This window comes from Enterobacter sp. kpr-6 (assembly GCF_900116015.1).
Taxonomy (GTDB): domain Bacteria; phylum Pseudomonadota; class Gammaproteobacteria; order Enterobacterales; family Enterobacteriaceae; genus Enterobacter_D.
Map to the genome: position 1 here is coordinate 651,780 of NZ_FOYH01000002.1, position 20,133 is coordinate 671,912.

20 protein-coding genes are annotated in these 20,133 nt (G+C 57.8%); 15 read left to right on the top strand and 5 right to left on the bottom strand.

Annotated features, from left to right (window positions below; genetic code table 11):
- Nucleotides 1-213: 213 nt before the first annotated feature.
- The 5 genes from folD to BM373_RS07850 all read left to right on the top strand — a co-directional run bounded on the left by folD (nucleotide 214) and on the right by BM373_RS07850 (nucleotide 4,857).
- Nucleotides 214-1,080, top strand: coding sequence for a bifunctional methylenetetrahydrofolate dehydrogenase/methenyltetrahydrofolate cyclohydrolase FolD (gene folD / locus BM373_RS07830; protein ID WP_090460855.1), 867 nt, complete (start codon nucleotides 214-216; stop codon nucleotides 1,078-1,080).
- A gap of 1 nt (nucleotide 1,081) precedes the next feature.
- Entirely contained in the window at nucleotides 1,082-1,294 is a 213-nt protein-coding gene (gene ybcJ, locus BM373_RS07835; RefSeq protein ID WP_090460856.1) for a ribosome-associated protein YbcJ, read from the top strand.
- Between the two features lie 361 nt (nucleotides 1,295-1,655).
- Nucleotides 1,656-3,155, top strand: a complete 1,500-nt coding sequence (locus tag BM373_RS07840; RefSeq protein WP_090460857.1) for a PTS transporter subunit EIIC — start codon at nucleotides 1,656-1,658, stop codon at nucleotides 3,153-3,155.
- Between the two features lie 90 nt (nucleotides 3,156-3,245).
- Nucleotides 3,246-4,262, top strand: a complete 1,017-nt coding sequence (malI, locus tag BM373_RS07845) for a Mal regulon transcriptional regulator MalI (protein WP_090460858.1) — start codon at nucleotides 3,246-3,248, stop codon at nucleotides 4,260-4,262.
- 73 nt (nucleotides 4,263-4,335) lie between these two features.
- Entirely contained in the window at nucleotides 4,336-4,857 is a 522-nt protein-coding gene (locus tag BM373_RS07850; RefSeq protein WP_090460859.1) for a metal-dependent hydrolase, read from the top strand.
- A 104-nt stretch (nucleotides 4,858-4,961) separates the two neighbouring features.
- On the opposite strand, the gene cysS is transcribed toward BM373_RS07850, so the two are convergent.
- Nucleotides 4,962-6,347, bottom strand: coding sequence for a cysteine--tRNA ligase (gene cysS, locus BM373_RS07855; RefSeq protein WP_090460860.1), 1,386 nt, complete (start codon nucleotides 6,345-6,347; stop codon nucleotides 4,962-4,964).
- 174 nt (nucleotides 6,348-6,521) lie between these two features.
- On the opposite strand from cysS, the gene ppiB reads away from it, so the two are divergent.
- From ppiB to mnmH, 5 genes are all read left to right on the top strand, one after another.
- Entirely contained in the window at nucleotides 6,522-7,016 is a 495-nt protein-coding gene (gene ppiB, locus BM373_RS07860) for a peptidylprolyl isomerase B (RefSeq protein WP_090460861.1), read from the top strand.
- Between the two features lie 3 nt (nucleotides 7,017-7,019).
- Nucleotides 7,020-7,742, top strand: coding sequence for a UDP-2,3-diacylglucosamine diphosphatase (lpxH, locus tag BM373_RS07865; RefSeq protein WP_090460862.1), 723 nt, complete (start codon nucleotides 7,020-7,022; stop codon nucleotides 7,740-7,742).
- Nucleotides 7,743-7,861: 119 nt separating this feature from the next.
- On the top strand, nucleotides 7,862-8,371 hold the full coding sequence (gene purE, locus BM373_RS07875; protein ID WP_090460864.1) for a 5-(carboxyamino)imidazole ribonucleotide mutase: 510 nt from the start codon (nucleotides 7,862-7,864) through the stop codon (nucleotides 8,369-8,371).
- Nucleotides 8,368-9,435, top strand: a complete 1,068-nt coding sequence (purK, locus tag BM373_RS07880; protein ID WP_090460865.1) for a 5-(carboxyamino)imidazole ribonucleotide synthase — start codon at nucleotides 8,368-8,370, stop codon at nucleotides 9,433-9,435. The genes purE and purK overlap by 4 nt, the downstream gene beginning before the upstream one ends.
- Nucleotides 9,436-9,664: 229 nt before the next feature.
- Entirely contained in the window at nucleotides 9,665-10,729 is a 1,065-nt protein-coding gene (mnmH, locus tag BM373_RS07885) for a tRNA 2-selenouridine(34) synthase MnmH (RefSeq protein WP_090460866.1), read from the top strand.
- Between the two features lie 243 nt (nucleotides 10,730-10,972).
- On the opposite strand, the gene ybbP is transcribed toward mnmH, so the two are convergent.
- The gene (ybbP, locus tag BM373_RS07890; RefSeq protein ID WP_090460867.1) at nucleotides 10,973-13,387 is read right to left on the bottom strand and encodes a putative ABC transporter permease subunit YbbP; all 2,415 of its coding nucleotides are present in this window, start codon (nucleotides 13,385-13,387) and stop codon (nucleotides 10,973-10,975) included.
- Entirely contained in the window at nucleotides 13,384-14,070 is a 687-nt protein-coding gene (ybbA, locus tag BM373_RS07895) for a putative ABC transporter ATP-binding protein YbbA (protein WP_090460868.1), read from the bottom strand. Before ybbA ends, ybbP begins: the two co-directional genes overlap by 4 nt.
- Here ybbA and tesA point away from each other — a divergent pair.
- The 5 genes from tesA (at nucleotide 14,041) to BM373_RS07920 (ending at nucleotide 17,919) form a co-directional block, all read left to right on the top strand.
- Nucleotides 14,041-14,664: a multifunctional acyl-CoA thioesterase I/protease I/lysophospholipase L1 gene (gene tesA / locus BM373_RS07900; protein WP_143102639.1), complete on the top strand. Its 624-nt coding sequence runs from the start codon at nucleotides 14,041-14,043 to the stop codon at nucleotides 14,662-14,664. The two genes, ybbA and tesA, sit on opposite strands and share 30 nt — an antisense overlap.
- Before the next feature lie 28 nt (nucleotides 14,665-14,692).
- Entirely contained in the window at nucleotides 14,693-15,460 is a 768-nt protein-coding gene (locus BM373_RS07905) for an SDR family oxidoreductase (RefSeq protein WP_090460869.1), read from the top strand.
- A gap of 58 nt (nucleotides 15,461-15,518) precedes the next feature.
- Nucleotides 15,519-16,373: a co-chaperone YbbN gene (locus BM373_RS07910; protein ID WP_090460870.1), complete on the top strand. Its 855-nt coding sequence runs from the start codon at nucleotides 15,519-15,521 to the stop codon at nucleotides 16,371-16,373.
- Between the two features lie 176 nt (nucleotides 16,374-16,549).
- Nucleotides 16,550-17,464 carry an SPFH domain-containing protein gene (locus BM373_RS07915; protein ID WP_090460871.1) on the top strand — a complete coding sequence of 305 codons (915 nt, stop codon included), beginning with the start codon at nucleotides 16,550-16,552 and terminating at the stop codon, nucleotides 17,462-17,464.
- On the top strand, nucleotides 17,461-17,919 hold the full coding sequence (locus BM373_RS07920) for an NfeD family protein (RefSeq protein ID WP_090460872.1): 459 nt from the start codon (nucleotides 17,461-17,463) through the stop codon (nucleotides 17,917-17,919). The genes BM373_RS07915 and BM373_RS07920 overlap by 4 nt, the downstream gene beginning before the upstream one ends.
- A 36-nt stretch (nucleotides 17,920-17,955) precedes the next feature.
- Here BM373_RS07920 and treR read toward each other — a convergent pair whose 3' ends face one another.
- Both treR and BM373_RS07930 read right to left on the bottom strand, forming a co-directional pair.
- The gene (treR, locus tag BM373_RS07925; protein WP_090460873.1) at nucleotides 17,956-18,702 is read right to left on the bottom strand and encodes a trehalose operon repressor; all 747 of its coding nucleotides are present in this window, start codon (nucleotides 18,700-18,702) and stop codon (nucleotides 17,956-17,958) included.
- A complete protein-coding gene (locus tag BM373_RS07930; RefSeq protein WP_090460874.1) occupies nucleotides 18,699-20,063 on the bottom strand; it encodes a sulfatase family protein in 1,365 nt (454 codons plus the stop codon). The genes treR and BM373_RS07930 overlap by 4 nt, the downstream gene beginning before the upstream one ends.
- Nucleotides 20,064-20,133 lie beyond the last annotated feature (70 nt).

The window sequence follows — 20,133 nt, forward strand, 5'->3', positions numbered from 1 at the left end:
TCCACCTTTGCAGTGGAAACGCCTGGGATTATACGGTCAACGCCTGTTGAGTCAATGGCTTTGCATCCGGATGCGCGGGAAATGAGCATCGTAACGCACTTTACAGCCTCGCCTGCGGTGAATATCGCAAACGTTAACTGACAGCGCGCCGCGCTTCTGACAAAATAGTCACAATCCCTTTTTACTTTCGTTACAGATGGAATCCTCTCCCTGATGGCAGCAAAGATTATTGACGGTAAAACGATTGCGCAGCAGGTGCGCTCTGAGGTTGCGGAAAAAGTGAAGGCCCGTGTTGCGGCTGGATTTCGTGCCCCTGGCCTCGCGGTCGTCCTCGTTGGCAGTAACCCTGCTTCGCAGATTTACGTGGCCAGCAAGCGCAAAGCCTGTGAAGAAGTCGGTTTTATCTCCCGCTCTTACGATCTCCCCGAAACCACTACTGAAGCCGAATTGCTGGAGCTGATTGATAAGCTCAATGCTGATGCGGCTATCGACGGCATTCTGGTTCAGCTTCCGCTACCCGCGGGCATTGATAACGTCAAAGTGCTTGAGCGCATCGCGCCAGATAAAGACGTGGACGGTTTCCACCCGTATAACGTCGGTCGCCTGTGCCAGCGCGCGCCGCGCCTGCGTCCGTGCACGCCGCGTGGCATCGTGACCCTGCTTGAGCGTTATAACATCGATACTTACGGTCTTAATGCGGTCGTTATTGGCGCATCCAATATCGTCGGTCGCCCGATGAGTATGGAACTGCTGCTGGCCGGTTGCACGACGACAGTGACGCACCGCTTCACTAAAAATCTGCGTCACCACGTGGAAAACGCCGATCTGCTGATCGTGGCGGTGGGCAAGCCAGGTTTCATTCCGGGCGAGTGGATCAAAGAAGGCGCGATCGTTATTGATGTGGGTATTAACCGCCTTGAGAGCGGGAAAGTGGTGGGCGATGTGGCCTATGAAGAAGCCGCCGCGCGCGCCGCGTATATCACTCCAGTACCGGGTGGTGTGGGGCCGATGACGGTTGCCACGCTCATCCAGAACACGCTCCAGGCGTGTGAAGAATATCATGATGTAGAGGAAGCATAAGATGGCGACATTTTCTTTGGGTAAACACCCGCACGTAGAGCTTTGCGATTTGCTGAAGCTGGAAGGCTGGAGCGAAAGCGGCGCGCAGGCGAAGATTTTTATTGCGGAAGGTCTGGTCACCGTTGATGGTGAAGTGGAAACCCGCAAGCGCTGCAAGATTGTCGCCGGTCAGACGGTGAGCTTTAGCGGTCAGAGCATTACGGTTACGGCCTGATTCTTTGCTTTTCCCCCTCACCCTAACCCTTTCCCCCAAGGAGAGGGGACAAATTGAGCGCGGACTTGCCCTTCTCCCCCTCACTTTGGCAGAGGGGAGAGATCGAGCACGGACTTGCCCTTCTCCCTCTCCCCTCGGGAGAGGGCCGGGGTGAGGGGCAAATCTCCCGCCTTCTATTCCCCTGCAAAAATCACGGTCAATTACCGATCAACTTCAAAGAATAACAATTTCCTCTGATGCGCCTGCAGATTTCAGTTGCGGGCAAACCGCGCTTACATAACGATAAGTATAACGTTCTACTAAAACGTTATACCTAAAATAAAACGCCCTAAAAAGGCGATCTCAATCGGGGGAAATCAGCATGAGTCTGATATCGGGGTTCGTTAAATCGCTATCAAAATTATCCATGATTGGCCGCGCGTTAATGCTGCCAATCTCACTGTTGCCCGCTGCCGGTTTGCTGCTGGCGTTTGGTGACAAATTCCATCTGCCGCTGATGATGAACGCGGGCGGTGTGATCTTCGACAACCTGCCGATGCTGTTCGCCATCGGTTCCGCAGTAGGTCTGGCGTCGGAATCCGGCATCGCGGCGCTGTCGGCTGCCGTCTCGGTCTTCGTCACTAACATCACCATTGGCACCGTGCTGTCGATTACGCCAGAAATGGCCTCGCAGGGCGGCAAATATGCGATGGTGGTCGGCATCCCGACCCTGCAAATGGGCGTCTTTGGCGGCCTGATCTGCGGCATCCTCGCGGCATGGTGTTACAACCGTTTCCACACGCTGCAACTGCCTGAGTTCCTCGGCTTCTTCTCCGGTAAGCGCTTCGTGGCGATTGCCACCGCGTTCCTCTCCTTCATTCTCGGCCTGCTGCTGCCTTACGTCTGGGCGCACATTCAGTCCGGTATTGATGCGCTGTCAGTCGTGGTGAACGGCGATAACCAGGCGGCCTCGACCTTTATATTCGGCCTCGTCGAACGCGCGCTGATCCCACTCGGTCTGCACCACATCTGGTATCCGTCGTTCTGGTATTCATTCGGCGATTACACCACCCAGGCGGGTCAGGTGATCCACGGCGACCAGACTATCTGGTTCAAAATGCTGGAAGAAGGGACGAAGACGTTTAGCAGCGATACTTATCAGAACGCCGGTAAATTCATGCAGGGTGAGTTCCCGCTGATGCTGTTCGCGCTGCCTGCGGCGTGTCTGGCGATGTATCACGAAGCGCAGACGAAAAACAAAAAAATCGCTGCCGGTATCCTTTTCTCCGCCGCGCTGACCTGTTTCCTGACCGGTATCACCGAGCCGGTTGAGTTCACCTTTATTTTCGTGGCTCCGGTGCTGTACGTCTTTAACGCCATCATGGCTGGCCTGTCGTATATGTGCATGTATCTGCTGCACGCGCACATCGCCAAGTCTTTCTCGGCGGGGCTTATCGACTACATCTCCTTCGGGATCCTGCCGTCCTTTAATGGCTATCAGACCAACTTCCTGAGCGCCATTATTGTGGGCATTCCGATGGCGCTGATTTATTACTTCACCTTCCGCTTTGTGATCCGTCGTTTCGATGTGAAAACGCCGGGCCGCGCGGAAGTCACGACCAGCGCGAATGACAAAACCGATGAAGAACTGGCGACAGAAATCATCGCGCTGATGGGCGGCGCACAGAACATCAATTCGGTTGGTTCCTGCATCACCCGTTTACGTCTGGAAGTGGCAAAAGGGGCGCTGGTTGATAAAGACGGGCTGAACGGCGTGGGCGCACGCGGTGTGGTCTTCGTCGGCGATACCGGTGTACAGGTGATTTTTGGTGCCCGCGCACAGTTTATCGCACAAACCATGTCCGGGATGATGGGCAAATAACCCGAAACTGTTAAGGTAATCAAGCCTCCTGTATCGTGCAGGAGGCTTTTGCATAGTTGACTGATTAACAGACACTTTCAGGGAGCGGATTTGAAGAAGGTCAGTATTATTGATGTGGCAAAACAGGCGGGTGTTTCTGTCTCGACCGTTTCGCTGGTGCTGCGTCAAAAAGGAAAAATCTCCGCCGCCACCATCGAGAAAGTCCAGGCGGCGATCGAGTCGCTCGGCTACGTTCACAATGTGGCTGCGGCAAATTTGCGCTCCAGTACCTCTAACCTGATCGGCCTGATTTTGCGCGACTTCAGCGACAGCTTTTCTATCAAAGTGATGGCGAGCATTGTGCAGGAACTGGAAAAGCAGGGTTACATGGTTTTCCTTGGTCAGCCGCTCAACGACGATGAACATCTGGCACGCTGCCTGTTATCGTTCAAACAGCAGGGTGTGGCGGGCGTGATTTATCTGGCCGCCGACGCCACCAAAGCGCATCTTCCAGAACGCATTCGCCACTGCCCGCTGCCGTTAGTAGTGGTGTCACAGTCACTGATCGACTCGCCCTGCGACCTGGTGATGCGCGACAACCGCCAGGCGGCGAATCTCGCCACCCGCTATCTGATTGAAAAAGGGCATCGCAATATCGCCTACATTGGCGGCACAGAAGACAATCTTATTCGTGAGCAGCGCCTGCTCGGGTTTCGCAGCGCACTTAAACAGTATGGCCTGGTGACGCGGGAAGAATCCTCGCCCGCCTGCGATGACGGGACCTGGGCCGCCAGCTACGTCACCCGGCAATTACTGGAAAAAAACAACACCATTACCGCCCTGCTCTGCCATTCGCCGGATGCAGTGATCGGCTGTCTCTCCGGCATCAGTCAGGTCGGACGCACGGTCGGCAAAGACGTCTTCCTGACGCAGCAGGTCGCGCTGGTCGGCTTTGAAGATATGCTGCACGTTAACCTCACGTCTCCCTCTTTCACCTACGTTTCTTCAGCCAGTGAAGAGACCGGACGCCAGGCCGCAGGGCTGATTATCCGCAAGCTGAAAGAGCCGGAATTGCTGCCCCAGCGCGTGACGCTATCCGGGCAACTGGTGGCGCGGGAATCCGCCTGATCCAGACACGCCTTCCGATCCGGTACGCCTGAAACGCTGCTATATTGCAGGTTTTGCCTCTCAAGGATCGGCTATGCCAACCATCATCACCCACGCCGCCGTGCCGCTCTGTCTGGGCCTCGGCCTCGGCCAAAAGATTATCCCCCGCCGCTTATTGCTGGCAGGCGTTGCGCTCGCCATGCTGCCGGATGCCGACGTGCTGTCGTTTAAATTCGGCGTCGAATACGGCAGCGTGTTTGGTCATCGCGGTTTCACCCATTCATTGCTATTCGCTTTTGTCGTCCCCCTGCTGTGCGTCTGGCTCGGACGACGCTGGTTTAAAGCCAGCCTGATGCGCTGCTGGGGTTTTCTTACCCTGTCGCTGCTGTCGCACAGCCTGCTGGATTCGGTCACAACGGGCGGTAAAGGCGTGGGCTGGCTATGGCCATGGTCAGATGAGCGATTTTTTGCCCCGTGGCAGGTGATTAAAGTCGCGCCTTTTGCGCTATCGCGCTATACGACCTCGTACGGGCATCAGGTGATTATTTCTGAGTTATTGTGGGTGTGGCTGCCGGGAGCGATTTTGATGGGGGTGCTGTGGAAGGTACGAAGATAGGGAAATCCCCTCACCCCGGCCCTCTCCCGCAGGGAGAGGGAGGAAACGTACCGCGCCCTATAGCCCCTCTCCCTCAGGGAGAGGGGTTGGGGTGAGGGTTAAAATTATTTACGACGCCAGGTGGTGCCCTGCGGACCATCTTCCAGCACAATGCCCATCTCATTCAGGCGGTCGCGTGCGGCGTCGGCGGCAGCCCAGTCTTTCGACTGACGCGCTTCCAGGCGTTGTTTAATTAACGCTTCAATCTCTGCGACTTCGCCATCATCCGCCTGCGCACCGCTTTGCAGGAACTGTTCTGCATCCTGCTCCAGCAAACCGAGCACGCCTGCCAGCTTACGCAGGTGGGCAGCCATGGCATTGGCCGCATTCGCATCTTCCGTTTTCAGTCGGTTAACTTCGCGCGCCATATCAAACAGCACCGAGTAGGCTTCCGGGGTGTTGAAGTCATCGTCCATCGCCTCAACAAAACGCGCTTCGAAGGCTTCGCCGCCCGCGGCCGCAACCGACGTATCCATCCCGCGCAGCGCGGTGTACAGGCGCTCAAGGGCAGAACGCGCCTGCTTCAGGTTCTCTTCGCTGTAGTTAAGCTGGCTGCGGTAGTGACCGGACATGAGGAAGTAGCGAATGGTTTCGGGATCGTAATACTTCAGCACATCGCGCACGGTGAAAAAGTTGCCGAGAGATTTCGACATTTTCTCGCGGTCGATCATCACCATCCCGGAGTGCATCCAGTAGTTCACGTACTCGCCGTCGTGCGCACAGGTGGACTGGGCGATTTCGTTTTCATGATGCGGGAACATCAGATCCGAGCCGCCGCCGTGAATATCAAAATGATTCCCCAGTTGCTTGCAGTTCATCGCCGAGCACTCAATGTGCCAGCCCGGACGACCTTCGCCCCACGGCGAGGTCCAGCTCGGCTCGCCGGGTTTGGACATTTTCCAGAGCACAAAATCCATCGGGTTACGCTTGATTTCCGCGACTTCCACGCGCGCACCGGCCTGCAACTGCTCCAGATCCTGGCGGGAAAGTTTGCCGTAGTTCGGATCGGTCGGCACTGAGAACATCACGTCGCCGTTGTCAGCGACATAGGCGTGACCGCGTTCAATCAGGCGTTCGGTGATCTCAATGATCTCATGAATGTGGTGCGTCGCGCGCGGCTCGTTGTCCGGGCGCAGGATGTTCAGCGCGTCAAAATCCTTGTGCATCTCGGCGATCATGCGATCCACCAGCGCCACAAAGCTTTCGCCATTTTCATTGGCACGTTTGATGATTTTGTCGTCAATATCGGTGATGTTTCGCACATATTTCAGCTTATAGCCGATAAAACGCAAATAGCGGGCGACAACGTCAAAAGCGACAAACGTACGGCCATGGCCGATATGACACAAATCGTAAACGGTGATACCACACACGTACATGCCAACTTCACCGGCATGAATGGGTTTGAATTCCTCTTTCTGGCGCGTCAGGGTATTAAAGATTTTTAGCATCGAAGATTCCGTTTGGACGTGTGTGGAGTGTATCTGCCTTATAATAACCATATTTCCGAATCGAAGCAGCACCCTTTGCAACGTGATCGAACCTTACGGTTATGCTATAAAAGGCGATTATCTCTGACCCCTTACCGGGTCTGTGCGACTTACCAAACCCAACAGGATGCAAAAATGGTTACTTTCCACACTAATCACGGCGATATCGTAATCAAAACGTTTGATGATAAAGCTCCTGAAACCGTCAAAAACTTCCTGGATTACTGCCGTGAAGGTTTTTACGACAACACGATTTTCCACCGTGTCATTAACGGTTTCATGATCCAGGGCGGCGGTTTTGAACCGGGCATGAAACAGAAAGACACCAAAGAAGCGATTAAAAACGAAGCCAACAACGGTCTGAAAAACACCCGTGGTACGCTGGCGATGGCCCGTACTCAGGCTCCGCACTCCGCTACCGCGCAGTTCTTCATCAACGTTGTGGATAACGACTTCCTGAACTTCAGCGGCGAAAACCTGCAGGGCTGGGGCTACTGCGTATTTGCCGAAGTGTCTGAAGGCATGGACGTGGTCGACAAAATCAAAGCCGTTTCTACCGGTCGCAGCGGCATGCACCAGGACGTTCCGAAAGAAGACGTCATCATCAAAAGCGTGACCGTCAGCGAGTAATCGGTGGCAACACTCTTTATTGCAGATCTGCATCTGCAAACAGAAGAACCGGCGATCACCGCCGGTTTTCTGCGTTTTCTGGCAGGCACAGCCCGTGACGCCGATGCGCTGTACATTCTGGGCGATCTGTTTGAAGCCTGGATTGGCGACGACGATCCCAACCCGCTGCACCATGAAATCGCCTCTGCGATCAAATCCCTGGTCGATCACGGCGTCCCCTGCTTTTTCATCCACGGCAACCGTGATTTCCTGCTCGGCAAACGCTTTGCCCGCCAGTGCGGCATGACATTGCTGGCGGAAGAAACAGTGCTGGAGCTATACGGTAAACGCGTATTGATCCTGCACGGCGACACCCTCTGCACCGATGATGCGGGCTACCAGGCGTTTCGCGCCAAAGTGCATCAGCCGTGGCTGCAAACGCTGTTTCTCGCTCTGCCGCTGTTTATTCGCCAGCGCATCGCCGCCAAAATGCGCGCGGGAAGCAAAGTGGCCAACAGCAGTAAGTCAGTCGCGATCATGGACGTCAATCCGCAGGCCGTCATCGACGTCATGGAAAAACACCAGGTTCAGCACCTGATCCACGGCCACACCCATCGCCCTGATATTCACCCGCTGACCGCTAACGGCGAACCCGCGTTCCGCTACGTGCTGGGCGCATGGCACAGCGAAGGGTCGATGGTAAAAGTGACCTCAGACGACATCGAACTCCTTTCCTTGCCTTTCTGAATTATCGCGTAATTCATCGCTGATCCTCACCGCGCAACCGTTTTCCTTACCCATATTCCGTGCTATTCTCTGTGCCCTGTAACGCTTTGTGCAGCATACCCACAGGAGTTTTAAGACGCATGTCTTCCAGCCATAACCCGGCGCGAGTCGCCATCGTGATGGGGTCCAAAAGCGACTGGGCCACCATGCAGTTCGCCGCCGAAATCTTTGAAATCCTGAATGTTCCCCACCATGTTGAAGTCGTCTCCGCGCACCGCACGCCCGATAAACTGTTCAGCTTTGCCGAAGGTGCAGAAGCTAACGGCTACCAGGTGATCATTGCGGGAGCTGGCGGTGCGGCGCATTTGCCGGGCATGATTGCCGCCAAAACCCTGGTGCCCGTGCTGGGCGTGCCGGTACAGAGCGCCGCGTTAAGCGGTGTCGACAGCCTTTACTCCATCGTGCAGATGCCGCGCGGTATTCCGGTCGGAACGCTGGCGATTGGCAAAGCGGGTGCTGCCAACGCAGCGCTGCTGGCAGCCCAGATCCTCGCCACTCATGACCGCGAACTGCATCAGCGTCTGACCGAATGGCGCAACGCGCAAACGGATGAAGTGCTGGATAACCCGGACCCACGGGGTGCGGCATGAAGCAGGTCTGTATTTTAGGCAACGGTCAGTTAGGCCGGATGCTGCGCCAGGCGGGTGAACCGCTGGGCATCGCGGTGTGGCCGGTGGGCCTTGACGCCGAACCGGAAGCCGTGCCGTTTTCACAAAGCATTATCACCGCAGAAATTGAACGCTGGCCGGAAACCGCCCTGACGCGTGAACTTGCGCGTCACCCGGCGTTTGTGAACCGCGACGTTTTCCCGATCATCGCTGACCGTCTGACGCAAAAACAGCTTTTCGACAAACTCAACCTCGTTACCGCGCCGTGGCAGCTTCTGGCCAGCGCCGACGAATGGCCTGGCGTGTTTGATCGTCTGGGTGAACTTGCGATTGTGAAGCGTCGCGTTGGCGGTTACGACGGGCGCGGCCAGTGGCGTTTGCGCGCCACGGAGACAGCGCAACTGCCGGACGACTGTTACGGTGAATGCATCGTCGAGCAGGGGATTAATTTCTCCGGCGAAGTATCGCTGGTCGGCGCGCGCGGACACGACGGCAGCACCGTTTTTTATCCGCTGACCCACAACCTGCATCAGGACGGCATTCTGCGCACCAGCGTCGCCTTCCCGCAGGCCAACGCCGCGCAACAGGCGCAGGCCGAAGCGATGCTGGGTGCGATTTTAAGCGAGCTGAACTACGTCGGCGTGATGGCGATGGAGTGCTTTGTTACGCCTGCCGGACTGCTGATTAACGAGCTGGCCCCGCGCGTGCACAACAGCGGTCACTGGACGCAAAACGGCGCGTCCATCAGCCAGTTCGAACTGCACCTGCGCGCTATTACTGGCCTGCCGCTGCCGCAACCGGTGATTAACAGCCCGTCGGTGATGGTGAATCTGATCGGCACCGATCTGAACTACGACTGGCTGAAACTGCCGCTGGTCCACCTGCACTGGTACGACAAAGAGGTGCGACCGGGCCGTAAAGTCGGGCATCTTAATCTTAATGACGCCGATACCGATCGCCTGAGCGCCACGCTCGAAGCGCTGGTGCCGCTGCTGCCGCCGGAGTACGCCAGCGGTATTACCTGGGCGCAGTCGAAACTTCTTTAAGCGGTATTCCCCCTCACCCTAACCCTCTCCCCCAGGAGAGGGAACCGATAGCCCTTATCCCTGGGGTGAGGGTCTTGGTTTTCTCCCTCTCCCTCAGGGAGAGGGCCGGGGTGAGGGTCTGGCTTCCTGACCTAAGCCTTCCGTGCCGGCGCATCATCTTCCCCTTCCCTGTCCTTCCTGTACGCGCGTAAAATCCAGCCCCAGTGTGTAAAAAACTCCAGAGATCCCTATGAACAATGCCACGGACGCGCGCGCCCTGCTTGCCGCCGGAACGCCGTTAATCGACGTGCGCGCACCGATTGAATTTACCCAGGGCGCGATGCCTGCGGGCATCAACCTGCCGTTGATGAATGACGAGGAACGCGCGGCAGTCGGCACCTGTTATAAGCGTCAGGGGCCGGAGGCTGCGCTCGCGCTCGGGCATAAACTGGTGAGCGGTGAGCGCCGCCAGCAACGGCTGGACGCCTGGCGCGTGGCCTGTGCTGCTCATCCGCAGGGCTATATCTGCTGCGCACGCGGCGGGCAGCGCTCGCACATCGTGCAGGCGTGGTTACGCGCGGCGGGCGTGGACTACCCGCTGGTGATCGGCGGCTATAAAGCGCTGCGCCAGGCGGCGATTCAGGCCACATTCGACGAAGTACAAAAACCGCTGGTGCTGATCGGCGGCTGCACCGGCAGCGGCAAAACGCAACTGGTGAAGCAGCGGGCAGACGGCGTCGATCTGGAAGGGCTGGCGCGTCATCGCGGCTCATCGTTTGGCCGCACGCTCTCTCCGCAGCTTTCACAGGCGAGTTTTGAAAATGCGCTGGCTGCGGAATTGCTGCAAAAATCCGTGTCGCGCTGGGTGCTGGAAGATGAAAGCCGGATGATTGGCGCGAACCACCTGCCGGAATGTCTGCGCGAACGCATGAGCCAGTCACCGATTGCGGTGATCGAAGACCCCTTCGAGCTGCGCCTGACCCGTTTGCAGGATGAGTATTTTGTGCAGATGCATCAGGCATTTCACGCCGCGCTCGGTGAAGAAGCGGGTTTTGCCGCTTACGCGGAGTATCTGCATCACGGCCTGTACGCCATCCGCAAACGACTGGGGTTACAGCGCTTCGCCGAACTGGATGCGGCTTTGACTCAGGCATTAACCGTGCAGCAAAGCAGCGGCACCACGGAGGCGCATTTCGCCTGGCTGGTGCCGCTGTTAAATGAGTATTACGACCCGATGTACCGCTATCAACTGGAAAAAAAGGCCGCGAAGATTGTCTTTCGCGGCTCATGGCAGGATGTGGAAAGCTGGCTGTGAATGAGCACCCTCACCCCGACCCTCTCCCTCAGGAGAGGGAGGGAAATTGCCCCTCACCCCGGCCCTCTCCCTCAGGGAGAGGGAGGAAAACTGACCCTCACCCCGCTCCTCTCCCTCAGGGAGTGGGAGGAAAATTGACCCCACCCCGCTCCTCTCCCTCAGGGAGAGGGGGAAAAGCGGAATGGCGAGCCAGCGCTCGATCGGTTCCCTCTCCTGGGGGAGAGGGTTAGGGTGAGGGCGACATCACCCGCTAAACTGCCGGAACAGCGCCTTACCCTTCAGCAATCGCGTCCCCAGCCAGCCGCCGCAAATCGACAGCAGCAGCGCGCCGCACAGCGGTAGCGTCAGCCACAGCCGCCAGTCCGGCTCCCACGGGAAGTCAAACACCCGCGTCTGCAAAATCGCCAGTGCCGTTTCCGCGCCAATCGCCGCCACCAGCCCGGATACAAACCCCAGCAATGCAAACTCACACCAAAGCGTGGTGCGCAGCAGCTTTTTCCCCGCGCCGAGCGTGCGGTAGACCACCAGTTCCTGATGACGCTGGCGCATCCCGACCTGCACCTGGGCCAGAAGCAGCAGCACGCCGCAGCCGGTCACCAGCACTACCATCACTTCCAGCGCGCGGCTCACCTGCTCCAGCACCTGGCCAACCTGTTTTAAGATCGCGCCAATATCCAGCAGGCTCACCGTCGGGAACTCGCGGTTAAGCTGAGTTAACATCCCGTTGCCGTTTTCCCAGCGGAAGCTGGTCAGCCAGCTTTGCGGCTGCCCGTCGAGCGCGCCCTGCGGGAAGATAAAGTAGAAGTTAGGCCGCAGGCTTTCCCAGTCCACTTTGCGCAGGCTGGTGACTTTCGCCGTAAAGTCCTGAGTGTCACCCATAAAGGTCACGCTGTCGCCGAGCGAAATATTCAGCCGTTTCGCCAGTTCCTGCTCCATCGACACTTCCCCCGCTTTCGGTGGCCAGCTACCTGCGGTAATCGGGTTGTGATCCGGCTTGTGAGCCTGCCAGGTGAGATTCAGCTCGCGGTTGAGCGCTTCGTCTTCGTTACCGTCGGTGGAGTGCCCGTTAATCTGCGTCAGACGCGCACGCACAATCGGGTAGAAAGCGCCCGGCACCACCTGATGTTCCGCGAGGAAAGTTTTCACCGGCGTCACCTGCTCCGGTGCGATGTTGATCAGGAAATAGTTCGGGCTTTCCGCCGGCAGTTGCTGTTGCCAGCGATCGAGCAGATCGCCCCTGAGCACCAGCAGCATCGCCAGCAACATAAAGGAGAGCGAGAACGCCGAGAGCTGGCTGAGCGTCGACCACGGCTGGCGCAGCAGGCGGTTGACCGCCAGACGCAGCGCCAGCGCTTTTAACGTCAGCCGTTTGAGCACGTTAAGCAGCAGCCAGCCCACCAGACCGCACAGCGCGGCCAGCACCACCGCCCCTGCCAGCACCGCCCACAGCAGCACACTGCCGCCCATCAGCCACGCCAGCAGCAGCACGGCGACGGCGAAAATCACCGGGACGTAGAATTTCAGCGGCCAGACATCGGCCACCGCATCGCGGCGCAGTACGCGCAGCGGCTGGGTGGCGAGCAGCAGCCGGTACGGGCGCAATCCCACCAGCAGAGAAATCACCACCATCGCGCCGACTGCCCACAGCCACGGCCACAAGCTCGCCGGCGGAAGTGCTGCAGGCAGCACCGGCTTAAGCAGGATCATCAGCACCCGCTCAAAGAGCAGGCCTATCGCCCCGCCGGTGATGACCGACAGTCCGAGCACCATCAGCCACTGACCGACGATTAGTTTGCGCAGTTGCGCCCGCCCGGCACCGAGAGTTTTGAGAATCGCCACCAGATCGTAACGGCTGCGGCAGTAGTGACCCATCGCCACCGCGACTGCCGCAATCGCCAGCAGCAGCGTTAACAGCGCAGAAAGCAACAGGAATTGCTGCGAGCGCTGAAGGGATTTGCCGAGCGCCCCTTCGTCCTGCTCCATCCCGTACCATTTATGTTCCGCTTTTAGCTGCGGCAGCAGCCATTTTTCATAGGCATCAAGCTGCTGCGGGGTGCCGCCGAATTTAACCCGCCAGGTGACGCGGCTGCCGGACTGCACCGCCCCGGTTTTAGCCACATCGGCGGTGTTCATCAGCAGGCGCGGGGCCATCTGGAAAGGGTTAAAGCCGGAATCCGGCTCCTGCACCACTTCCCCGGCGATGCGCAGACTGGCATCGCCCACGTCAATGGTGTCGCCAGTTTTGAGGTTGAGCAGCGCCATCAGCCGGGGGGCGAGCAGCACCGAGCCCGCCTGCGGTTTGACGCCCGGCGGGCTGGTTTGCAGCTCGCCGTACATCGGGTAGATATCATCCACGGCTTTGACGTTCGCCAGTTGCGGCGTGTCCCCCGCGAAGGTCATGGTGGCGAAGTTGATTTGCTCCCCGACCTTCAGCCCCATCTTGCGCGCTTCATCAAGCCACCCGGCCGGGATCTCCCGCGAGCTACGCAGCGTCCGGTCGCCCGCCATAAACTCGCGGCTCTGCTGGCTTAAGCCTTTTTCCATACGGTCGCTGATGTTGCCGAGCGCCAGTACGCAGGCCACGGCGAGGCTCAGTGCCAGCCAGACGATCAGAAGCGAAGGCGAGCGCCATTCTCGCCAGAACCAGCGGGCAATCATGCTTCCTCCTGCAATTCACCGTTCACCAGCCGCAAACGCCGGTCGCAGCGCGCTGCCAGTTGCGGATCGTGGGTCACCAGGATCAGGGTCGTGCCGTGCTGTTGATTCATGGAAAATAAAAGATCGGCGATTTTCTCCCCGGTCTGACGGTCAAGGTTGCCGGTCGGTTCATCGGCAAACAGCACGCCAGGACGACCGTTAAAGGCGCGTGCCAGCGCCACACGCTGCTGTTCGCCGCCGGAAAGCTGCGCCGGAAGGTGATCGAGGCGCTTCGCCAGCCCCAGTTCGCTTAACAGCGCTCTGGCGTTCTCGCGGCTCTGGCTGCTTTTCTCGCCGCGCAGGAGCGCCGGAAGTTCAACGTTTTCCAGCGCGTTGAGGGTGGGAATGAGCATAAACGACTGAAAAACAAAGCCGACGTTTTGCGCGCGCAGGGCCGCCCGCGCCTCTTCATCCATGTTATGCAGCGGCTGGCCGAGCAGGTTAACCTCGCCGCTGCTACCATCGTCAAGCCCGGCCAGAATCGCCAGTAGCGTAGACTTGCCGGAACCGGACTCACCGATCAGCGCGATGGTCTGCGCGGGTTTGACAACCAGCTCAACTCCGGTGAGGATGGAAAGTTCATGTTCCCCCTGACCGACGGACTTCTTAAGATGATGAACTTCAACAATGTTTTCCGCTGGCATTTGCCCTTCCTTTTTTTGCTTTTGCTAACCTTTCGCGCCGCCGCAGCGGACACGCTGTTGATCCTGGGCGACAGCCTGAGCGCCGGGTATCGTATGGCGGCGAATGCGGCCTGGCCTGCGCTGCTTAATGAGAAATGGCAGCAAAAAACGCCGGTCATTAACGCCAGTATCAGTGGCGATACCTCGCAACAAGGGCTTGCGCGCCTGCCTGCCCTGCTTAAGCAACATCAGCCGCGCTGGGTGCTGGTGGAACTGGGCGGCAACGACGGCCTGCGGGGTTTTGCGCCCGCGCAAACCGAGCAGACGCTGCGTAAAATTTTACAGCAGATTAAAGCTGCCGATGCGCAGCCGCTCCTGATGCAAATACGCCTGCCCGCCAACTATGGTCGCCGGTATACTGAGGCGTTCAGTGCGATTTATCCCGGCCTTGCCAAAGAGTTTGATATTCCGCTTCTGCCGTTTTTTATGGAAGAGGTTTATCTCAAACCACAGTGGATGCAGGACGATGGAATTCACCCCAATCTTGACGCCCAGCCGTTTATTGCGGACTGGATGGCGACACGACTGGCACCTTTAGTAAAACATGACTCATAAATAATCGGGGCTGCCGACGGGTAAAGTTATGCAAAAATCGGTCTTAATTACAGGATGTTCCAGCGGAATCGGGCTGGAAACGGCGGTAGAAATGAAGCGCCAGGGGTTCTGGATCCTCGCCGCCTGCCGTAAACCCGATGACGTCTCGCGGATGAATGCGATGGGATTCACCGGCATTTTGCTGGATCTTGACTCCCCGGAGAGCGTTGACCGCGCCGCCGCCGAGGTGATCGCGCGCACCGAAAACCGCCTCTACGGGATTTTCAATAACGCGGGCTATGGTGTGTATGGCCCGCTTTCCACCATCAGCCGCGAACAGATGGAGCAGCAATTCTCCGCCAACTTTTTTGGCGCACACCAGCTCACCATGCGCCTGCTGCCCGCGATGATCCCCCACGGCGAGGGGCGGATTGTGATGACCTCCTCGGTGATGGGGCTGATCTCCACACCGGGACGCGGGGCCTACGCCGCCAGCAAATATGCGCTCGAAGCCTGGTCGGACGCGCTGCGTATGGAACTGCGCCACACCGGGATTAAGGTGAGCCTGATCGAACCTGGCCCCATCCGCACCCGCTTTACCAAAAATGTGAATCAGACCAGCGACAAGCACGTTGAAAATCCGGGTATTGCCGCCCGTTTTACGCTCGGTCCTGAGGCTGTGGTGGTCAAAGTGCGCCATGCTTTTGAGAGCAAGCGCCCGAAGTTACGTTATCCGGTCACGCTGGTCACTCACGCGGTAAGCTGGTTAAAACGCCTGCTGCCGGGACGCATGATGGATAAAATTTTACGCGGTTGAGTTGAAGGCAAACCGTCTGACCCCATGTAGAAGTAAACGCGAAAACAGAGATAACGCCATGTCCGTACAAAATATTGTCAATATTACCGAAGCGAACCTACAGCAAACCCTTGAGCAGTCCGTTGCCACGCCGGTGCTGTTCTACTTCTGGTCTGAACGCAGCCAGCATTGCCTGCAGTTAACACCGGTGCTGGAGTCGCTGGCGGCGCAGTACAACGGGCAGTTCCTGCTGGCGAAAGTGGATTGCGACGCCGAGCAGATGGTCGCCTCGCAGTTTGGTCTGCGTGCGATCCCCACCGTCTACCTGTTCCAGAATGGTCAGCCGGTGGATGGCTTCCAGGGGCCGCAGCCGGAAGAAGCGATCCGCGCCCTGCTGGAAAAAGTGCTGCCGCGTGAAGAAGAGCTGAAAGCGCAACAGGCGCTCGCACTGATTGAGGAAGGCAAACACGCAGAAGCGCTGCCGCTGCTGAAAGACGCGTGGCAGATGTCGAATCAGGCCAGCGAGTTCGGCCTGCTGCTTGCGGAAACGCAGATTGCGCTTAACCGCTCTGAAGATGCGGAAGCGGTGCTGAAAACGATCCCGATGCAGGATCAGGACACCCGTTATCAGGGCCTGGTCGCGCAGATCGACCTGTTAAAACAGGCCGCCGATACCCCGGAAATTCAGTTGCTGCAACAGCAGGTCGAGATCGACCCGGCGAATGCGACGCTGGCGACCCAACTGGCGCTGCAACTGCATCAGGTCGGACGTAACGAAGAGGCGCTGGAGTTACTGTTCAGCCATCTGAGTAAGGATCTTGCTGCCGCCGACGGTCAGGCGCGCAAAATGCTTCAGGAGATCCTTGCCGCACTTGGCACCGGCGACGCGCTGGCGTCGAAATACCGCCGCAAACTCTATTCCCTGTTGTACTAAGTCGCTGTAATAGGTTTATTCCCCGCCCCGGCAATCTTGCCGGGGTTTTTTATGCCTTTCTGTTCACATCTCTGCCCGCCCCATCCGTTTAGGGAGGGGTATTTGGCATGGATAAAAGTTATACTTACCCGACAGAGTGCATTCCCTAATGGACTGGTAAACAGGAGGTTATATTCATGCTAATTGTTATTCCTATTTTAATTTTTGTTGCGCTGGTGGTCGTTGGCGCTGGCGTCAAAATCGTGCCGCAGGGTTACCAGTGGACGGTTGAGCGTTTTGGTCGTTACACCAAAACCCTGCAACCGGGCCTGAGTCTGGTCGTGCCGTTTATGGATCGCGTGGGCCGCAAAATCAATATGATGGAGCAGGTGCTCGACATCCCTTCCCAGGAAGTCATCTCCAAAGATAACGCCAACGTTGCCATTGACGCGGTGTGTTTTATTCAGGTGATCGACGCGCCGAAAGCCGCCTATGAGGTGAGCAATCTGGAACTGGCCATCATAAATTTGACGATGACCAATATCCGAACGGTATTAGGTTCGATGGAGCTGGATGAAATGCTCTCCCAGCGCGACAACATCAACACCCGCCTGCTGCATATTGTGGATGAAGCAACCAATCCGTGGGGGATCAAAATCACCCGTATTGAGATCCGCGATGTGCGTCCCCCGGCTGAACTAATTGACGCCATGAATGCGCAGATGAAAGCCGAACGTACCAAGCGCGCCTACATTCTGGAAGCAGAAGGGATCCGCCAGGCGCAAATCGTTAAAGCCGAAGGTGAAAAACAGTCGAAGATCCTGAAGGCGGAAGGCGAACGTCAGTCGGCGTTCTTACAGGCAGAAGCGCGTGAACGTTCGGCAGAAGCGGAAGCCCGCGCCACGCAGATGGTGTCTGAGGCGATTGCGGCGGGCGACATTCAGGCGGTGAACTACTTTGTAGCGCAGAAATACACCGACGCGCTGCAACAGATTGGTTCTGCGAATAACAGCAAAGTGGTGATGATGCCGCTCGATGCCACAAGCCTGATGGGATCGATTGCCGGGATCAGCGAACTGATCGCGCAAAGCGGAAGCGAGCGTAAAAAATGATCGCCCTGCTGCTCTACCATCCGCACATTTTCTGGCTGAGTCTGGGCGGGCTGTTGCTCGCCGCTGAGATGCTCGGCGGAAATGGCTATTTGCTCTGGAGCGGCGTGGCGGCAGTGGTCACCGGGATGATCGTCTGGCTGCTGCCGCTGGGCTGGGAATGGCAGGGGGTGATTTTTGCCATCCTGACGCTGCTCGCCGCCTGGCTGTGGTGGCGCTGGCTGGCAAAATGCGTGCGCGAACAGAAGCCTGCCGACAGCCAGCTTAATCAGCGCGGTCAACAACTGGTAGGCCGCCACTTTACGCTGGAAACCGCACTGGTTAACGGTCGCGGACACATGCGCGTGGGCGACAGCTCATGGCCTGTGAGCGCAGACAGCGACCTGCCTGCCGGAACCGCCGTGGAAGTGGTGGCGGTCGACGGCATCACCCTGCGGATACGCCCGCGCATCAGTTAATTTTAGCCGGCGGCGTGCTGCTGCCGGGCATATCCATTAACACCGGTATTTATTACGCCGCGCGAAATCCACCATCTGAAATGTATCCACCCGCTGCGTCGATTCATGAAGCTGAAACAGGCTGGCGTCTTCCAGATACACCGCGCTGCGGATGGTAACCACATGACTGTCGCCGTGCAGATCCAGATGCTGACGCTCATCCTCACCCACCGGATCGACGGTGACGGTTTTAGTGGCGTAGCCTATCGGCAACGCTAAGCTGTTTTCCAGATAATCGTAGATCGACCCTTCGGCGACATCCGCCGGGATCGACGGCACCCACCGGCAGAAAAAGTAATCGCGATCGTAGATCACCGCTTCATGGCGGATCGCGCGTATACGCTCAAGGACGATAACCTCCGCGCTGCCTGCCGCCGGGCAGAGGCTGGCAAAACGCTCCGGCAAAATACCTTTTTCGTTTTTCAGCACCTTTGTATGCGTCAGTAACTGCCGATCCTTTTGCAGTTCGGTAAAACTGTGCAGGCCCGCGCCTTCGATTTGCAGCGGACGCACATCCAGCACCACCGATCCGCGCCGCTGCTTCTTAAAGATAAACCCGTTCTCCACCAGCAGCGCCTGCGCTTTGCGCACGGTTTCGCGCGACACCTGATACTGGCGGGCCAGCGCTTCTTCGGTAGGCAGCGTCTCCCCTGGCAGCCAGCGGCGCTCAAGGATCGCCTGCTCCAGATCGCGGTAGATATCATCATATTTTTTGCGCCCGCTGAGCGGTTCCAGGGGCTTCATGAGGCGTTTTCCTGTTTGCGAATCCAGGCGTCACGTCCCGGATAAGCCCGTCCGGCGGCGATCTCCTGCGCCCAGCGGGTTGATCCTGTGCCCGGAACCGGACCGTTAAGCAGCGGATCGTTTGTCTCGTGCATCCAGGCGGCGACCTTTTCACGCAGCGCTGTGGCGACAGCCTGATAGTCCGGGTGCTCAATCAGGTTGTGCGTCTCAAGGGGATCGCGGGCCAGATCGTAAAGCTCCTCCGCCACGTTCGGCACGTAGAGTCTGTCGCGCACTGCCTGCCCGGAAGGGCTCAGATGCGCATCGACGGGCACATACACCTGCGGGCCGTCGGCGAAATTTTTCACATAGCTGTAATCGCGGGTGCGCACGCCGCGCATGGGGTGGTAGCGGTCATGCCAGGTGAGTTCGGTGAAAAACGCGTCGCGGCCTTCATCACATGAGGTTTGCAGAAGCGCGGCAAAACTTTTGCCGTCAAGCTGCGGCGGGCAGGATGCGCCAACAAGTTCCAGCAATGTGGGCATCAGATCGATATTACATAACAGCGCCTGGCGACGCCCGGTGAGCGCGGATTTGCCCGGCAGCGCGATGATAAGCGCCGTCTCCAGCCCGGCGGTTTTCAGCGCGCCTTTTGCCAGCGGGAATGCCACACCGTGATCGGTGGTAAACACCACGATGGTGTTATCGCGAAGGCCGGTGTTATCCAGCGCCGCGCAGATGCGCCCCACCGCATAATCCAGCACTTTTAACGAACCGTTAAACAGGGCGATGTCCTCGCGCACCGCGCTAACATCGGGCAGGAAATCAAACACTTCAACCGCCTGCGGATCGTCGGCAACGGACTGGTATTCGTCAAAATCACGGTGGGTTTCAAAAAAGCCGACGTTGAGATAAAACGGGCGCGCGTCATGGCGGTGCGCCGTTAAAAATTCCACTACGCGATCCGCCACCTCTGGCGCGCGCTCGCCGGGCACCGGAATATAATCGTCGTAGCCCAGCGCGGTGGTCGAGGAAAATACACGATCCGCAACCGGCGGCACAGTATTAATGGTTTCATGGCTGAGTCCCGCCAGCACCGTATAATAACCGTTCTTACGCAGTTCATCCGGCAGCGTCGTAATACCGGGCGAAATACAAAATCCCAGATGCGCCAGCCCCATCATGCCGTTATTGTGAGGATATAAGCCGGTTAATATGCTGCTGCGACTGGGACTGCACTGCGGAGCGGGACAAAAATAATTGTCAAACTGTACGCCTGCGTTTGCCAGCGCGGTAATATTTGGCGTGGCGACACGATAACCGTAATTTTCAAATTTACGTCCGCTGTCGTGAGATATCATCATTACGATATTAGGCTTCATTATCGACATTCCTTTGCATCATCGTCGCACAAATCCTGACACTGGCTTTATGGATTGTCCAGACAAAATT

What these genes read in the sequence shown, in the direction of transcription:
- folD (WP_090460855.1), top strand. Translation starts at nt 214, where the DNA reads ATGGCAGCAAAGATTATTGACGGTAAAACGATTGCGCAGCAGGTGCGC.
- ybcJ (WP_090460856.1), top strand. Translation starts at nt 1,082, where the DNA reads ATGGCGACATTTTCTTTGGGTAAACACCCGCACGTAGAGCTTTGCGAT.
- BM373_RS07840 (WP_090460857.1), top strand. Translation starts at nt 1,656, where the DNA reads ATGAGTCTGATATCGGGGTTCGTTAAATCGCTATCAAAATTATCCATG.
- BM373_RS07850 (WP_090460859.1), top strand. Translation starts at nt 4,336, where the DNA reads ATGCCAACCATCATCACCCACGCCGCCGTGCCGCTCTGTCTGGGCCTC.
- cysS (WP_090460860.1), bottom strand. Translation starts at nt 6,347, where the DNA reads ATGCTAAAAATCTTTAATACCCTGACGCGCCAGAAAGAGGAATTCAAA.
- ppiB (WP_090460861.1), top strand. Translation starts at nt 6,522, where the DNA reads ATGGTTACTTTCCACACTAATCACGGCGATATCGTAATCAAAACGTTT.
- purE (WP_090460864.1), top strand. Translation starts at nt 7,862, where the DNA reads ATGTCTTCCAGCCATAACCCGGCGCGAGTCGCCATCGTGATGGGGTCC.
- purK (WP_090460865.1), top strand. Translation starts at nt 8,368, where the DNA reads ATGAAGCAGGTCTGTATTTTAGGCAACGGTCAGTTAGGCCGGATGCTG.
- mnmH (WP_090460866.1), top strand. Translation starts at nt 9,665, where the DNA reads ATGAACAATGCCACGGACGCGCGCGCCCTGCTTGCCGCCGGAACGCCG.
- ybbP (WP_090460867.1), bottom strand. Translation starts at nt 13,387, where the DNA reads ATGATTGCCCGCTGGTTCTGGCGAGAATGGCGCTCGCCTTCGCTTCTG.
- tesA (WP_143102639.1), top strand. Translation starts at nt 14,041, where the DNA reads ATGAACTTCAACAATGTTTTCCGCTGGCATTTGCCCTTCCTTTTTTTG.
- ybbA (WP_090460868.1), bottom strand. Translation starts at nt 14,070, where the DNA reads ATGCCAGCGGAAAACATTGTTGAAGTTCATCATCTTAAGAAGTCCGTC.
- BM373_RS07905 (WP_090460869.1), top strand. Translation starts at nt 14,693, where the DNA reads ATGCAAAAATCGGTCTTAATTACAGGATGTTCCAGCGGAATCGGGCTG.
- BM373_RS07910 (WP_090460870.1), top strand. Translation starts at nt 15,519, where the DNA reads ATGTCCGTACAAAATATTGTCAATATTACCGAAGCGAACCTACAGCAA.
- BM373_RS07915 (WP_090460871.1), top strand. Translation starts at nt 16,550, where the DNA reads ATGCTAATTGTTATTCCTATTTTAATTTTTGTTGCGCTGGTGGTCGTT.
- BM373_RS07920 (WP_090460872.1), top strand. Translation starts at nt 17,461, where the DNA reads ATGATCGCCCTGCTGCTCTACCATCCGCACATTTTCTGGCTGAGTCTG.
- treR (WP_090460873.1), bottom strand. Translation starts at nt 18,702, where the DNA reads ATGAAGCCCCTGGAACCGCTCAGCGGGCGCAAAAAATATGATGATATC.
- BM373_RS07930 (WP_090460874.1), bottom strand. Translation starts at nt 20,063, where the DNA reads ATGAAGCCTAATATCGTAATGATGATATCTCACGACAGCGGACGTAAA.